General features: G+C 68.7%; 15 protein-coding genes. 4 read left to right on the top strand and 11 right to left on the bottom strand.

The features are described 5' to 3' along the window. Positions 1-1,125 carry a CPBP family intramembrane glutamic endopeptidase gene (locus QSJ59_RS05595; protein WP_285757594.1) on the bottom strand — a complete coding sequence of 375 codons (1,125 nt, stop codon included), beginning with the start codon at positions 1,123-1,125 and terminating at the stop codon, positions 1-3. Between the two features lie 281 nt (positions 1,126-1,406). Here QSJ59_RS05595 and QSJ59_RS05600 point away from each other — a divergent pair, with 281 nt between their 5' ends. Together QSJ59_RS05600 and QSJ59_RS05605 are read left to right on the top strand one after the other, a co-directional pair. Further along, entirely contained in the window at positions 1,407-2,546 is a 1,140-nt protein-coding gene (locus tag QSJ59_RS05600) for an Mrp/NBP35 family ATP-binding protein (RefSeq protein ID WP_285757595.1), read from the top strand. Positions 2,547-2,548: 2 nt separating this feature from the next. Next, positions 2,549-3,010 (top strand): nucleoside deaminase, encoded by a 462-nt coding sequence (locus QSJ59_RS05605; RefSeq protein WP_285757596.1) that lies wholly within the window; start codon positions 2,549-2,551, stop codon positions 3,008-3,010. Between the two features lie 37 nt (positions 3,011-3,047). On the opposite strand, the gene QSJ59_RS05610 is transcribed toward QSJ59_RS05605, so the two are convergent. From QSJ59_RS05610 to sigE, 4 genes are all read right to left on the bottom strand, one after another. After that, a complete protein-coding gene (locus QSJ59_RS05610; protein ID WP_285757597.1) occupies positions 3,048-4,193 on the bottom strand; it encodes a S1C family serine protease in 1,146 nt (381 codons plus the stop codon). A 570-nt stretch (positions 4,194-4,763) separates the two neighbouring features. Then, positions 4,764-5,618, bottom strand: a complete 855-nt coding sequence (locus QSJ59_RS05615; RefSeq protein WP_285757598.1) for a sigma-E factor regulatory protein RseB domain-containing protein — start codon at positions 5,616-5,618, stop codon at positions 4,764-4,766. A 197-nt stretch (positions 5,619-5,815) separates the two neighbouring features. Further along, entirely contained in the window at positions 5,816-6,469 is a 654-nt protein-coding gene (locus QSJ59_RS05620) for an anti-sigma factor family protein (RefSeq protein ID WP_285757599.1), read from the bottom strand. Further along, complete coding sequence (gene sigE / locus QSJ59_RS05625; RefSeq protein ID WP_285757600.1) at positions 6,466-7,038, bottom strand: RNA polymerase sigma factor SigE; 573 nt, start codon at positions 7,036-7,038, stop codon at positions 6,466-6,468. The genes QSJ59_RS05620 and sigE overlap by 4 nt, the downstream gene beginning before the upstream one ends. 293 nt (positions 7,039-7,331) lie before the next feature. Here sigE and QSJ59_RS05630 point away from each other — a divergent pair, with 293 nt between their 5' ends. After that, entirely contained in the window at positions 7,332-7,940 is a 609-nt protein-coding gene (locus tag QSJ59_RS05630) for an O-methyltransferase (protein WP_285757924.1), read from the top strand. Positions 7,941-8,040: 100 nt separating this feature from the next. On the opposite strand, the gene QSJ59_RS05635 is transcribed toward QSJ59_RS05630, so the two are convergent. Next, complete coding sequence (locus QSJ59_RS05635) at positions 8,041-9,537, bottom strand: leucyl aminopeptidase (protein WP_285757601.1); 1,497 nt, start codon at positions 9,535-9,537, stop codon at positions 8,041-8,043. A 149-nt stretch (positions 9,538-9,686) separates the two neighbouring features. Continuing rightward, a complete protein-coding gene (locus QSJ59_RS05640; protein ID WP_285757602.1) occupies positions 9,687-9,854 on the bottom strand; it encodes a DUF3117 domain-containing protein in 168 nt (55 codons plus the stop codon). 338 nt (positions 9,855-10,192) lie between these two features. On the opposite strand from QSJ59_RS05640, the gene QSJ59_RS05645 reads away from it, so the two are divergent. Beyond that, positions 10,193-10,984, top strand: coding sequence for an enoyl-CoA hydratase-related protein (locus QSJ59_RS05645; RefSeq protein ID WP_285757603.1), 792 nt, complete (start codon positions 10,193-10,195; stop codon positions 10,982-10,984). 63 nt (positions 10,985-11,047) lie between these two features. Here QSJ59_RS05645 and QSJ59_RS05650 read toward each other — a convergent pair whose 3' ends face one another. From QSJ59_RS05650 to QSJ59_RS05665, 4 genes are all read right to left on the bottom strand, one after another. After that, the gene (locus tag QSJ59_RS05650) at positions 11,048-12,379 is read right to left on the bottom strand and encodes a serine/threonine-protein kinase (protein ID WP_285757604.1); all 1,332 of its coding nucleotides are present in this window, start codon (positions 12,377-12,379) and stop codon (positions 11,048-11,050) included. Between the two features lie 136 nt (positions 12,380-12,515). Continuing rightward, positions 12,516-13,022 carry a hypothetical protein gene (locus tag QSJ59_RS05655; RefSeq protein ID WP_285757605.1) on the bottom strand — a complete coding sequence of 169 codons (507 nt, stop codon included), beginning with the start codon at positions 13,020-13,022 and terminating at the stop codon, positions 12,516-12,518. 488 nt (positions 13,023-13,510) lie between these two features. Then, on the bottom strand, positions 13,511-13,969 hold the full coding sequence (locus QSJ59_RS05660; protein ID WP_285757606.1) for an SRPBCC family protein: 459 nt from the start codon (positions 13,967-13,969) through the stop codon (positions 13,511-13,513). After that, positions 13,966-14,415: a DivIVA domain-containing protein gene (locus tag QSJ59_RS05665; RefSeq protein ID WP_285757607.1), complete on the bottom strand. Its 450-nt coding sequence runs from the start codon at positions 14,413-14,415 to the stop codon at positions 13,966-13,968. The genes QSJ59_RS05660 and QSJ59_RS05665 overlap by 4 nt, the downstream gene beginning before the upstream one ends. Between the last annotated feature and the right edge of the window lie 19 nt (positions 14,416-14,434).

Raw genomic sequence — 14,434 nt, forward strand, 5'->3', positions numbered from 1 at the left:
TTATCCCTGGAGAGAACGTCCCGCGTGGCGTGCCGGCGTCTGCAGCGAGCCGCTGTCGTTACGTCCCGGAGTGGTGCGACGCAGTCCTCGCCTACGGGCCAACCAGACCACGATCAGGCAGTACAGCACGATCTCGATAGCAGTGGCCGACAGGCCCTCCCAGCTCCCGGTGCTGCCCGACGGATCGGGCAGCCCTTCATAGGCGGAGAAGCCGAACGCCCCCAGGTTGTGCACCACGTGCAGCGTGATGGCGGCCTCCAGGCCGCCGGTGTACCAGGTCAACCAGGCCATGGCCAGACCGAAGAGCGCGACGTCGGCCAGTGCCCAGTCGAGGTAGTCGTGCATGACGGTGAAGACGAGGCCGCTGACGAGGATGCCGAGTAAGGGGGCGGCGAGGAACCGGTTCCAGGACGCCACCAGGCGGGACTCGGCGGGCGGGTTCTCCAAGGCGGCGCCGGTTCGCGCGGCTCGCTGCTCGGCCTTGCGTGCGCGGCGCGCGGCACGCTCGGCAGGCGTCGATCCGTAGGAACCCACGAGTTGCATGAGGAAACCGCGGGTCGCGTACTCCTCGGCAGCCGCTTGGAAGGGCACCAGCGCGATGATGAAGGCCATGGAGATCAGGAACGGGCGCAGTCCGACGGGTTCACCGAAGAGCGGCTCACCGGCGTCGGTGACGGTCAGCAGGGTGATGAGGTAGCCGAAGGAGAGTGCCACGCACACCAGGGACACCAGGGCGCATACCCACAGCCAGGACCAGCGCAGTCGGCCCTCCACCGACGACAAAGAGCCGAACCTGCGCTTTTGGACGAACCTCACGGCAAAGGCGACCACCGGGATCATCAGGATGATCAGCAGCAGGTTGAGGACGAGGTCGAACAGCGGGTCCCCGCCGAGCAGTTCGGCGTTGTTGGGAATTTTGCGGATGATCGCGAGGAGCTCGACGACAAGGATGACGAAGACGCTGAGCAGCAGGATCGACGAGACCGCGACGAGCAGCGCCAGCAATGGACGCCACCAGCGGTGTCGTTCGGTCCGGGCGATCCGGTGATAGGACGTGCCCGGCGGCGGCTCGCAGGTCTGTGGCGTGACGGGACGGGCCACCGGCGGCGGTGGCCAGGCCCACATGGCGGCTTCACCACCTCGGCCCGGGGGCGGGGCTGTTGGCCATGCCCAGGGTTGGGAGGGCGGTGAGGCGTCCGACCGGTCCCTCTGCTGGGGGTCGGAGGGCCAGGGCGATCCGGGTGGAGGTGGCACGTTTCCCATCGTTGGCCGACATTACTAGCCGGTCATGTAGCGAGGGTGTTAAGGGTCGGGCGAAATCCCCCAAGGGGGCCGGACCAGGGACACGGAGGCCCGAAAGAAGAACGTCTGTGCTTTTCACCCCTGGGCTTTCGTACCATTGAGCTATGTCCTCCACACCCACCACCGAGCAGGTGAACGCGGCCCTGGCCACCGTCCAGGACCCGGAGATCCACCGTCCCCTGACCGAACTCGACATGGTCAAGAACGTCGCGATCGGTGAGGACGGCGTGGTCAACGTCGACATCTACCTCACGGTGGCCGGCTGTCCGATGCGCGGGCGGATCGAGAAGGACGTCACCGAGGCTGTTTCCAAGGTCTCCGGGGTCACCGGCGTCGTGGTCACCCTCGACGTGATGAGTGAGGAGCAGCGCAAGGCGCTGCAGACCAAACTGCGCGGCGGACAGGCCGACAAGGAAATCCCGTTCGCCAAGCCGAACTCGCTGACCAAGGTCTTCGCGGTCGCCTCCGGCAAGGGCGGTGTCGGCAAGTCCTCGATCACGGTGAACCTGGCCGCCGCCATGGCGGAGCAGGGGCACAAGGTGGGTGTCGTGGACGCCGACATCTACGGACACTCGGTGCCCCGGATGCTGGGTGCCGACGACCGTCCCACCAAGGTCGAGGACATGATCCTGCCGCCCACCGCACACGGGATCAAGGTGATCTCGGTGGGCATGTTCACCCAGGGCAACCAGCCCGTGGTGTGGCGCGGACCGATGCTGCACCGCGCTCTCCAGCAGTTCCTGGCCGACGTGTTCTGGGGCGATCTCGACGTCTTGCTGATGGACCTGCCCCCTGGAACCGGCGACATCGCCATCTCGGTCGCCCAGATGCTTCCCGGTGCGGAGATCCTCGTGGTCACCACCCCGCAGCAGGCTGCAGCGGAGGTCGCCGAGCGGGCCGGGGCGATCTCGGCCCAGACGCACCAGCGGGTCGCCGGCGTGATCGAGAACATGTCCTACTACCAGGCGCCCGGCAGCAACGAACGCACCCACCTGTTCGGCGAGGGCGGCGGCCAGGCCGTCTGTGACGGCCTCACCCAGGCGCTGGGCACCACGATCCCGCTGCTCGGCCAGGTCCCTCTGGAGATCGGCCTGCGCGAGGGCGGCGACGAGGGCGTCCCGTTCGTGCTGAGCGCCCCGGACAGCGAGGCCGGCAAGGTCCTGCGCGGCATCGCCGAGGAACTCGCCGGCAAGCCCCGCGGCCTGTCGGGAATGATGTTGGGCATCAGCCCGGCACGGCGCTAGTGATGAGCGGGCCGGGACTCGCGGCCTACACGGACTGGCTCCGGATAGCGGTCGAGGAGGCGGAGGCCGGTCGCGGCAGCGGTGGTATCCCCGTCGGCGCCGCACTGTTCGACGCCGGCGGCACGGTGCTCGGCCGAGGCCACAATCGCAGGGTCCAGGACGGCGACCCGTCTGCGCACGGTGAGACAGCAGCATTTCGCGCGGCGGGGCGACAGCGCACCTACACGGGAACCACGATGGTCACGACCCTGTCGCCCTGCTGGTATTGCAGCGGCTTGGTCCGCCAGTTCGGGATCTCCCGGGTCGTAATCGGCGAAGCGCGGACGTTTCACGGCGGGCACGACTGGCTCGCCCGGCACGGCGTCGACGTCGTCCTGCTCGACGACCCGGGTTGCGTGGCGATGATGACGGACTTCATCGCCACCGAACCCGCGCTGTGGCACGAGGACATCGGCGAGGAGTAAGCCCGGCGGGAGAGCCGACCACACGGCTGCGGTCGGCCTACTCGGTGGACGATCCCAGGGTGAGCGTGGTGTCCTGCGGCTCCCCGTCACGCTCGAAGACGACGTCGACCTGCTCCCCCGGTTCCTTGCTCTGGATGAGAGTGATGAGCTGGTTGGCGTCGCGCACCGAGGCACCACCGAACTCAATGATCACATCGCCCGGCCGAAGGCCCGCACGGTCGGCGGGGCCGTCGCGCAGGATGCTCCCCCTGGTGCCCGAACCCCCCTCCTCCGGAATCCGTGCGCCGCGTTCCTGGTAGTGAACATCCAGAACCGCACCGATGACCGCGTGCGGTGCCTCGCCCGTGGCGATGAGCTCGTCCGTCATCCTCGACACCTTGTTGGAGGGAATGGCGAATCCGAGGCCGATGCTGCCGGTCTGCTCACCGGGTGCGGCGCCCATGGTGGCGATCGCGGAGTTGACCCCGATGACCATCCCCTGCTCGTTGACAAGTGGTCCACCGGAATTACCGGGGTTGATCGCGGCGTCGGTCTGCAGCGCGTTCAAGTACGCTTCGTCGCGCCCCTCCCCCACGGTGACGGGACGGTTGAGGGAACTGATGATCCCGGAGGTGACCGTTCCCTCCAGTCCCAGGGGAGCGCCGATGGCGATTACGGTGTCGCCGACGGTGACCTGGTCGGAGTCGCCGAACTCCAGCGGCTCGACGTCGATCGGGTCGAGCAGTTGCAGGACCGCGAGGTCGGAACTGGGCGCGGCACCCACCACCGTGGCCTCACTCACGTGTCCGTCGCTGTAGACCACTTCGATACCGCGCTGCTCGATTGCTGCCGCCACGTGGTTGTTGGTGACGACGTGGTTGTCGTCGATGACGAACCCGGAACCGTTGCCGCCGGGCTCCGGGCCCGCCCCCTGGATCAGCACGACGCTCGGGCTGACCCGTTGGGCCACTCCGGCGATGGTGTCGGGCGCACGGCTGGGGGCACCACTGGGCACCTCGTTGTCGAGGGTTCGGGACCGTTCCGGAGCGTCTGCCCCGTCTTCGGTGAACAGCGCCCCGACCACCCCGCCGGCCCCGGCCGAAGCGAACGCGACGACCGCGACGATGCTGACGACCGCCCAGACCGGGATGCCCCGTCGCCGCGCCGCAGGACCGGGTGCGCCTGGTGGCCGCCCCCCTGGCACCCACCCTCCCGGCGGGCCACCGGGGCCTTGGCGTGCGCCGCCGTACAAGGGGGAGACGGCCGGTGCGGCCTCGTGTCCGGAGGGTGGCGCCGCGGTCCATCCCTGACCGGTGGGTGCCGGCTGCGAAGGCTGCTGCCAATGCTGTTGGGGATGTCCAGGCTGCGCCGGTCCGCTCCACGTGGACGTCTGGGATACGGGGGATACGGGGGGCTGCCGGGGCTCGCCTGCGGGCTGAGCCGCCCCAGGAGCTGCCGTAGAGGCGCCTGGCCACTGCTGGGTTCCGGTAGGACGGTCCGTCTCGGCTGGTCTCTGGGGAGGCCGTCCGGCGTCGAGGCCGGGCTGCCGGCCCGAGGGGCCGGCGGGCTCAGAGCCCGCTGCGGGACCGGGGCCCGAGCCCTTTTCACTCGCGTCAGAGGCGCGGTGTCCGGTCTCGTCGGTCATCAAGTCTCCGTGTGTCGGGGCGCTCGCATCTTCTCCCACCCAAGATAAACCGCCGGTTAACGGGATATCGGCCGCACGTGTGGACCAGTGCGGACACTCGTGCCGCCTTGTTCGCAGCCGGGCGACGGGTCACCACCACGAACCGAGGCGGTCTGCGCCGCGCTCGACCCTGGACCAGAAACCGCTCCCGTCGGGCGAGGGAAGCGCGTGGGTCAGCGATCCCGTGATCTGTTCGGGGGCATCGGCCATGACCGTGTACACGAACCCGTCGGCCTGCCACATGCGCTGTGGACCGGCCTCGCCCCCGGCGTAGACGATCGCACCGTCCTTCTCAACAGGTTCCAGGCCGGCGACCTCCCCCCCGTTGAGGCTGCCTCGCTGCACGAAGACGGAGACGAGGCAGATTCCCTCCGAGTAGGACAGATGCACCACCCGATCCTGTCCGCTGCCGGTGGATCGGGCCTCCACCAGGGCGAATCCCGCTCCTAGCCCCTCGGGCAACCGCCACCCGTCTTCGCGCAGCCTCGACAGCTCGGCGGAGTCGAGTTGGTTCCCCCACGGCTGTCCCCTACGGGCGGGCTCTGCGACATCGGGGCTCCGCGGGGCGAGGTCGATGGACAGGAAGGCACTGGAATAGGCCAATTCTCCGTCGAGATCATAAACCTCGCGCCGCAACAGCAGTCCGGTATCGGCGTCGACCCAGAACCGGGCGGCGGGTGCGCTCCCGTCCCTGGTCGCCTGGACAAGCACGGCCGCACGTCCTCCGACGACCTCGGTCGCCACCCGCCTCACCTGGAAATTGGCATCCAACAGGGCGAACAAATCGTCGTGGGGTGCGTCGAGAGGCGCCGGGCCCATCAGAAAACCGGGAGCGCCGGCCCCCTCCCGTCCAGGACTGAACAGCGTGCCTGTCTCTGGTTGGTGCACCACCTCGACGAGTTCGGTCCTGGGCGGAGTGCTCTGCCACCACGTGACCGACTGCATCCCCTCATAGGGGACGTCCTGGCCGGCGTGAGCGGCACGGCGAAGGACATCGACGCCGTCACCGCCACGGGGGGCGGGCGGACGTCCGGGGACGTCGCTCGCGGCGGTGAGCGAAACGAGACACAGCAGCGCACATAGGAGGGCACCCGACACCAGGGGGTGACGCAGGGGGCTTGTTCTCCAAGGGCGCTCAGCGCTCACCGGGGGTCGGCGGCACCGGGCCGCCCGGAGGCGTCATCGGTGGGGATCGCCGGGGGTGCGGGGACCGGGACCGTCATGGGCCCGGGCAGGGAGGCGTTCTTGGAAACGACGGCATGTTCGACGGCGAAGTCCGACAGGGGCGGGGAGACTGCGGGAGCACTCGCCCCTTCCTCACCCGCCATGAAAGCTGTGCTCAGGGCGACCGCGACGAAAGAGGCCCCGGCTACGGCGAACCGGGTGCGGTTCCAGCGCGGCCAGGCACGCACCGAGCGCTGCCGCGCGGTATCGACCTCAGCGGGAACGGTGGTGTCGACGGCCAGGGACGGACGAGCACCCCTGCCGAAGGACCCCGGCCACTGGCTGCCGACCGGACGGCTGGAGCCCAAGGGCGGAGAGGAACCGAACCCACCCGAAGCGGGTGGGTCGATGGGTCCGGTCCCGGGGGCGGTCATGGCGCTGAGTCGCCCCAGGAAGTCCGCGGAGGGCTCAGCAGGGCCGAGGTCGCGCAGCCGGCGCTTGACCGCGCGCAACATGTCGGCCTCGAAGCGACAGTTCTGGCAGCGGGCCAGGTGACCGAGTACCCGCTCACGGTCGGCGTTGCCGAGCTCACCGTCGACGAGCGCGGACAGCCGCTCTCCCAGATGACTCATGCGCCCTCCCTGGTCTGCTCGGCCGCAACGCGACGTCGGTGGTCGAGGGCTGCGCGCAGTTGGGCACGGCCACGGTGGATACGGCTGCGCACCGTACCGAGCTTCACCCCGAGGGTGGCGGCGATCTCCTCATAGGACAGGCCCTCGATGTCGCACAGTACGACGGGGGCACGGAACTCGGGTGCCAGCGCGTCCAGCGCCGCCTGTACGTCTGCGTCGAAGTGACGGTCGTCGTACGCCTGGGCCGGGGACGGCTCGCGGCCCTCCAACCGGTCGTCGGCGGTGTCGGGAAGCCCCTCGAAGCGGATCCGGGCGCGGCGGCGCGCAAGATCGAGGAAGAGGTTGGTGGTGATGCGGTGCAGCCAGCCCTCGAAGGTTCCCGGGGTGTAATTCGCCAGCGAGCGAAACACCCGGATGAAGACCTCCTGGGTGAGGTCCTCCGCGTCGTGCTGGTTGCCGGTCAGCCGATAGGCGAGGCGATAGACACGGGCCGAGTGGTTGCGCACGACCTCGTCCCAGCTGGGCGGCTCCCACTGGTCGAAGTCAACGGCGGCATCGGTGCCTGCCACTGGCGCTCTCCTCACGTCTGGCATGCGCGCTCGCCGGTTCTCGGAGGCCGGCGGCCGGTAGAACTCATGGACCCTTGTAAAAGGAAGTAACACACGGGACGGCCCATTAAGTTCCCGAACGGCGCGGTTGAGCTCCATGCGGGTTAGTCTGTGGCAGGGGACATGGCCCAACCGTGATGGAGACGACACCGTGTGTGACGCTCCGCGGTCGCCTGTACCGCGAACATCACGCTTGGATCCGGCACACGTGCGGGGAGGCCGTCATCGCCAGCCGAGACGACACTTTGGCCTACATAGAGCAGTACGTCACCGAGGACGACGCCCTGGTGTCCACCCGCGCACTGGGACAACGTACGGAGACCCATCCGGTGAGCGCTGCGAGCGGTGCGGCGCTGCGCTTCCTCGCAGCAGCGATCGACGCGCGCTCGGTCGTGGAGATCGGGACGGGGTGCGGTAGCTCCGGGATCTGGCTGCTGCGCGGGATGCGCTCCGACGGCATTTTGACCAGTGTCGACCTGGAACCCGAGTACCAGGAATTCGCCCGCGATGCCTATCACCAGGCCGGCTTCACCGCCAATCGGGCACGTCTCATCTCGGGGCGAGCGCTGGAGGTCCTGCCACGGCTGCGCGACACCGCCTACGACATGGTGTTCATCGACGCGGTGAGAGCCGAGTACCCGGCCTACCTCGCCGAGGCGCTGCGGCTGTTGCGGCGTGGCGGAATCGTGGTCTTCAACAACGCGTTGGAGGCCGGGAACACCGACGACGGCCCACTGCGGGTACCCGATGCCAACGCGATGGCGATCCGCGAGGTGGGACGGCTCGTCCGTGAAGACGAACGGCTGGTGCCGTTACTGCTTCCCATCGGGGACGGGCTGCTGGCCGCCATCGCCAACGGTTGACGGGGTGCACGCCGGGCCCGTCCTGCGGGCCGCCCCTGGGTCCGGTCAGCCTTCGGCCGGATCGCGGGGCCGCCACCGGTTGCACGGCCCCGCCCCTGGATCAGGCGCTCAACCAGCGCAACAGCAGACGGGTACCGAAAGCGGTCCCCCCCTTGCTCAGCACACCGTCCTCCGACATCGAACGCCCCGGGCCGGCGATGTCCACGTGTGCCCAGGGGACGTCTCCGGCGAATTCCCGGAGGAACAGGGCCGCCTCGGTTGCGCCAGGACTGCCGTAATCGCGTTTGGTGCTGATGTTGGCGAGGTCGGCGACGCGCGAGTCCAACGCGTCGCGGTACTCCTCCTGCAACGGCATCCGCCACAGCGGCTCGCCGGAGTCGTCCCCCGAACCGATGAGTGCCGTGGCAAGGGCGTCGTCGGTGGCGTAGAGCGCACCCGTTCCGGTCCCCAGTGCCACTTTGGCGGCACCGGTCAGAGTTGCCACGTCCACCAGCGTGTCGGGAGCGAGTTCGGCCACGGCGTAGCCCATGGCGTCGGCCAGGACCAGGCGTCCCTCCGCGTCGGTGTTGAGGACTTCGACCGTACGGCCGCTGTAGGTGGTCAAGACGTCGCTGGGCCGGGTGGCCGAACCGGAGAACGCGTTCTCGGCGAGGGCCAGCAGTCCGGTGACCCGTACTCGGGAACCGAGTTCGGCCAGTGCCGAGAGAACGGCCAGCACGATGCCTGCACCGCTCATGTCGGTCTTCATGAGCTTCATGGTGTCGGTCGACTTCAACGACAGTCCACCGGTGTCGAAGGTGATGCCCTTGCCCACGAGCACGACGTGTGCGGTGGGCTCCTCCGGTGTGTAGCTCAACTCGACCAGGCGGGGCGGCCTCGCCGATCCCTGGCCCACCGCGAGAATGGCACCGAACCCGTCCCGCCTGAGGTCGTCCTGGTCCCAGATCCTGACCCCGAGACCCGCCTGGGCCGCAACCTCCTCGGCCCGCGCAGCCAACCAGGCCGGATCTTTCTCGGCCGAGGGCGTATTGATGAGGTCACGGGCCAACAGCGTGGCACGGGCCAGCACGGTCCCGCGCCGGACCTGCTCATCGGCTGCCGCCGGATCGACACCGACGAGATCGATGACCGGGACAGGCTTGGCCCCCTTGGGTTCGCTGGCAAGGGTGAAGGTGTAGGAAGCCAGCAGCGCCCCCTCGGTGAAGGCGGTCAGCGCGGCGGGGTCCTCCTCCAGGGAAGCGACGGTGACCGCCACGTGCGAACGGCCTCTGACCGCCCTTGCCAATGCCGCGCCCGCCAGCCGCAGATCCTTTGCCCCGGCTGTGCCCGCGCCGAGCAGCAGCAGCCGGACCAGGCCCCGGCCGAGGTCGACCGGGAATTCGAGGGTCTGGCCGGACTTTCCGGTGAAATCGTAGGCGTCGAGCAGCCGTCCCAGCGGGGCCGGAAGTCTCTCGTCGAGGTCAAAAGAGGACAGACCGACACCCGGAATGATTGCCTCCGGCCCCTCCCCTCCGGCCCGGACGACGATGCAGACGAGGTCGGCGGAGGAGTCGACAAGGGTTCCCGCGACCGGGTGAATCTCCGTAGCGAAAGGCACGGATGCTCACAATCTTTACGTGCGTATTCGGTGCGTACCAGAGTGGGGCTGCGCTGACTCGACGGTGTGGGGAGTTGTGTTCGAGGTCAGGTTCAAACACCCGGTGGCGCGTCCGTACAGCAAATGGAACGGAATGTGAGGAGCCGGCGTCAGCCGACCACTCCGTTGAGGGCATCGGCGAGCTCGCCAGCCTCAGCCGGCGTCAGCTCGACCACGAGTCGGCCGCCGCCTTCGAGCGGGACCCGCATGATGATGCCGCGACCCTCCTTGGTGACCTCCATAGGTCCATCTCCGGTCCTCGGCTTCATCGCCGCCATGCCGTATCCCCTTTCCTGGGAAACTCTCGCTTCGTTCGATGGTTCGGTCCACCGGCTCGCCGGACCGCCGGAGCGAATCCGGAGCGAGGATTGATTCGGATCCGCGTGACTCGGCGAACGAATCACTGTTCTGTCATTATCTCGGTTTCGAGAGCCGGTTGGGAACGATCGAACGCCCTTGGAGACACCGGATCCCAAGAATGCGAACAGTTAAGGTTATAGCCGCATGGCCTCAGGGTGCCCCCGGCCGCGCCCGCACCAGTGCCTTCGCCGGTGGACGAGCGATTCGCCCAGAGGCTGCTCACACCTTGTTCCGGCCGACTTGAATAGGGGTTTTCGTGCCCGAGACAGACAGTGTTCGCTACGACCTGACCGACGGCGTCGCCACCATCACACTGAACCGCCCCGAGACGATGAACTCGCTGACGACGGAGGCGAAGGAGTCGCTGCTGAGCGCTTTGGAGCAGGCCCGCACCGACACCGCAGCCCGTGCAGTGGTGCTGACCGGGTCCGGCAAGGCGTTTTGCGCGGGACAGGACCTGGGTGAGCACGCGGCGGCGCTGGGCAACAACGAGGGTCTCAACGACACCGTGCGCAAGCACTACAACCCGATCGTGCTGGCACTCACCCAGCTGCCCAAACCTGTTCTGGCCTCGGTCAACGGCGCGGCAGCCGGAGCGGGGGCGTCGTTGGCCCTCGCCTGCGACCTGCGCATCGCCTCGGATCGGGCGTCTTTCATGATGGCCTTCGCCAAAGTTGGACTGGGCTCCGATTCGGGCGCGTCGTGGACGCTGCCGCGGCTGATCGGACAGTCCCGCGCCTTGGAGATGCTGTTGCTGGCCGAACCGGTGAAGGCCGAGCGGGCGCTGGAGATCGGGCTCGTCAACCGGGTCGTGGAACACGACCGGTTGGTGGAGGCAACCCACGAGTTGGCCGTTCGGTTGGCTGCGGGGCCCACGATCGCCTACTCCGCGATCAAAGCGGAGGTCGCCTTCGGCTCGGCGCTGGACCTGAAGCGGGCACTGGAGATGGAGGCCGCGTTGCAGGACCAGTGCGCCGACACCGCCGACCACCTCAACGCGACCTTGGCTTTCCTGGAGAAGCAGGAACCCACCTTCGAAGGCCGCTGACGAGCGCCGGCCGCACCGCGCCCCCGTGCGCCGAGGTCCACGAGTCGTCTGGACCCGGCTGGTTCAGACGACGTTGACGCTGCGAAGAAACGCGATCACGATCCACAGCAGTACCAGTCCGAGAACACCCACGACCACGAGCACGCCGACGAGCAGGCCGACGTTGACCCCGCCCGTGGCCGGAGGTGCCTCTTGGGCGGGGTACTGCGGCGGGTACGAGATCGGCTGCGGCCCCGGTCGTGCGAACGGCGCCGGGTTGGCCGGTGGGATCTGCTGCGCCCAGTTGGGCATCGGCTGTTGCGACGGGAAAACGGAAGGACGATTCTGCTGGGCCGGATAGGGCCCGGTGGGGTAGTGGTAACCGAAAGGGCTGGGGTACGGCTGTGGCCCCGTGGGGGGCGGCGGGTGGGGAGGCTGCCATGACCGCGGTCGGGGCGTCTCGGCAGCCGGTGCCAGCGGCGGATAGGAGCGGTAGATCTCAGCGGTGGCGCTTTCCTGGGCGCCGGTGTCGGCGGCCGCGATCGCGCCCGCGACAAGGGTCTGCTGCGGCAACGGCTGCTCTTTCTCCGCCGACCCCGTGTCGGCCTCGACCCCCAGGACGCTCAACAGGGCCTGGGCCGCTGTCGGCCGGGCGGCCGGGTCCTTGTCGAGGCAGCGCAGTGCGAGGCCGCGCAGGGGGCCGCTCAGCTCGCCGAGGTCGGGTTCCTCGTTGACGACCCGATGCACCACTGCCCGCAGCGAATCATGCCCGAAAGGCCCTGACCCGGTGGCCGCGTAGACGAGGGTTGCAGCCCAGGCGAACAGGTCGACGGCCGGACCCAACGGGCCTCCGGTGATCTGCTCGGGTGCCATGTAGGCGGGAGTCCCCGCGATGCGGCTGGTGAGGATCGCGGTGCCCTCAAGCGCGCGGGCGATACCGAAATCGATGACCCGCGGGCCTCCCGGCGCCATCAGAACATTGCCGGGCTTGAAGTCCCGGTGCACGATTCCGGCCTGGTGGATGGCTGCCAACGCAGTGATCGTGCCGACGGCGAGCCGCTCCAGGGCAGCACCGCGTAGTGGCCCGTCCCCTCGGAGCACCGCCTGCAGGGAAGGGCCGTCCACGTACTCGCTGACGACGTAGGGCGGATCGGCGTCGATGTCGGCCGCCAACACCTGGGCGGTGCAGAAGCGCGCGACACGACGTGCCAGTTCCACCTCTTCTGCGAGCTGGGCCCGCAGGCCGGCGACGTCGAGGGCGTCGGCATGCAGCATCTTGACCGCCACCTGGCCACCGTCATGGCTTCGACCGAGGTAGACGACTCCCTGACCGCCCTTGCCCAGCCTCGCGGTCAGAGCGTATTCACCGACCTGGGTGGGATCGGTGGCGGTCAGGGGGCTCAGTTGGACCGTCATTGGGGCTCCCGGTGCATGGCCTGCCGGCGCGGATCGCGGCGTGGATACGGGGGTCTGCGCACGTGGAAGCGGATCGGACGCCACGCGTTGGCCTCCCTGCAAGAAGGACCCTAGCCCGCTGTGAACAGCGCTGCGACTACTTGAGGGTTCCCTCGGAGGTCATCTGGGTCCCTCCGTGCGAGACCGCGACCCACTGGGCTTCCAGGGTGTCGGGCGCGGACCCGAGGGTGAGGGTCAGGACACTTTCGTCGACACAGCGGTTGTCGGGATCGTAGGTCTCGACATAGTCGAAGACCAGGGAGTCCCCCGTGTTCTCGGTAAGGGTGACGCTGCCCCGACAACCGAGGGTGAACCAGTCGGCGCTTCCCCGGTTGGTGCCGGCATCGAGCTTGAGCTTGGCCCCCCAGTCGATGACGAGCGCCCCCTCCGCGTCACGCTGGGACATCTCCCCGCTCCAGCTCCCGGTGTAGGGATCGGGAATGGCTTCCCGGAGCGGAGCCGCCGCTTCCTCCCCTGGCAGCAGCGCCCAGGTGGTGACGCCGGCCGCGGCGAGCAGCACGACGAGGCCCGCGGCCGCACCGAGAAGGATCTTGGGCCGGCGGTTGCTGTGCCGGGTGGACCTGGGCGGCGGCCACAGGGACATCTGCGTGACCGGCGATGCAGAACCCGGCTCCCGGTTAGGGGCTGGGCGGGTGGGAACCTCGTTCACCGCGGGCCCTCGCTTATGGGCAGGCGCGGGGCGAGATGGTGCGCGTAGATCATCGCTTCCTCCAATGCGAGCGAGCGCATGGGCTCGTTCGCGGGTACAGCGAATGAGAATAAGCCACCCGAACCCTGCCCATGAATACCTGCTACGTGACGAACGACACAGCAAAACGAGATCGAGGCGCAATCAAAAGGCCGAATAGTCGGCGACTTCGGCGGGCCGGCAGTCGTTGAAACGACTGGAAGCCGCTTCTTTCATTGAAAACGCCGCCTCGACAGCACCTTTGCCCACAAAACGGAAGCCGTGCCTTCGTGCATCGCCAGGCGAATGGGACCGTTCGGGCAGGCAATCCCGAACGCCCTGAAACCGAGGCCGGCCCTTGCGCCACTCCGGTCCCGCACCGCACGCGCTTCGCGACCGCCGCACTAGCCGCGCGCGCGCTCGCCGAGCGCGCGCAGGGAGCGGGCGAAGAAAAAGGTGAGAGCCGGCTCGGCCAGCGGCCACCCCGCCCGGCCCAGTCCCCCCAACGGCGGGAGCACCCACTCCGTCCAGGTGATCTTCGACCTTCCATCGGTCAGCGGGACGATGTCGAAGCGTCCGCGACCGCGGACGATACGGCCGTGGTGCGCGACTTCGCAGTACCCGGGTTCGCCGTCGGCCGGCGGCTGCCAACCGGTGATCTCCATCGGGTCGTGGAAGCCGACGGGGCCGACACCGGTGAAGGCGAGTACGCGCGCACCCGTGCCTGCTCCGCCGTGGGCACGGGTCAACGTCATCCAGCGGTCGTGTTGTTCCCAGTCGACCAGGGTCGCCCAGACGCGCTCGGCCGGAGCAGGACACTCATGGACGACCTGGACGCGGATCTCCTTCTGGGGGTCGCTCATGCCTCACGACCTTCCTCGACGGAGCCCTGCTCGGTGCGGCTGGCCAGAGCAGGGACCTCTCCCCCGGCCCGCTCCGTGATCTCCTGCCCCACGGCACCGGCCTCGACCTCCTCGGGGGGCCGTGGGTACCAGACACGCTGCGCGACGGTGCTCTGCTCTCCCAAGCGGGACTCCAACTCGGCAATGCGGGCGTCCCGGGTACTGAGTGCGGAGGCCACCCGGTCGAGCACCTCGTCGACGGCACGCACGTGATAGCCCCACAGGGCGAGCGGCAGGCGGACTCTGGCGACGTCCTCGCCGGCCACAGGACGGTCCAGCGGCAGTTCGAGCGGGGGGTGGTCGGCCTCGAAACGTGCCAACTGGCCACCGTGCCCCATGACCACGACGGCCACGGCGGCGAGAACGGCGAGGGCTGCGAGCGCGGTCAGGATCAGGATGGGAATCACGCATTCGATCGTGCCATAC

The sequence above is a fragment of the Nocardiopsis ansamitocini genome, assembly GCF_030268225.1.
Taxonomy (GTDB): Bacteria; Actinomycetota; Actinomycetes; order Streptosporangiales; family Streptosporangiaceae; genus Nocardiopsis_D; species Nocardiopsis_D ansamitocini.

Excerpts from the sequence above, each read along its gene's own strand:
- QSJ59_RS05650 (WP_285757604.1), bottom strand. The coding sequence starts at position 12,379 with ATGACGGTCCAACTGAGCCCCCTGACCGCCACCGATCCCACCCAGGTC.
- QSJ59_RS05605 (WP_285757596.1), top strand. The coding sequence starts at position 2,549 with ATGAGCGGGCCGGGACTCGCGGCCTACACGGACTGGCTCCGGATAGCG.
- QSJ59_RS05660 (WP_285757606.1), bottom strand. The coding sequence starts at position 13,969 with ATGAGCGACCCCCAGAAGGAGATCCGCGTCCAGGTCGTCCATGAGTGT.
- QSJ59_RS05620 (WP_285757599.1), bottom strand. The coding sequence starts at position 6,469 with ATGAGTCATCTGGGAGAGCGGCTGTCCGCGCTCGTCGACGGTGAGCTC.
- QSJ59_RS05600 (WP_285757595.1), top strand. The coding sequence starts at position 1,407 with ATGTCCTCCACACCCACCACCGAGCAGGTGAACGCGGCCCTGGCCACC.
- QSJ59_RS05655 (WP_285757605.1), bottom strand. The coding sequence starts at position 13,022 with ATGTCCCTGTGGCCGCCGCCCAGGTCCACCCGGCACAGCAACCGCCGG.
- QSJ59_RS05640 (WP_285757602.1), bottom strand. The coding sequence starts at position 9,854 with ATGGCGGCGATGAAGCCGAGGACCGGAGATGGACCTATGGAGGTCACC.
- QSJ59_RS05615 (WP_285757598.1), bottom strand. The coding sequence starts at position 5,618 with ATGCAGTCGGTCACGTGGTGGCAGAGCACTCCGCCCAGGACCGAACTC.
- QSJ59_RS05595 (WP_285757594.1), bottom strand. The coding sequence starts at position 1,125 with ATGTGGGCCTGGCCACCGCCGCCGGTGGCCCGTCCCGTCACGCCACAG.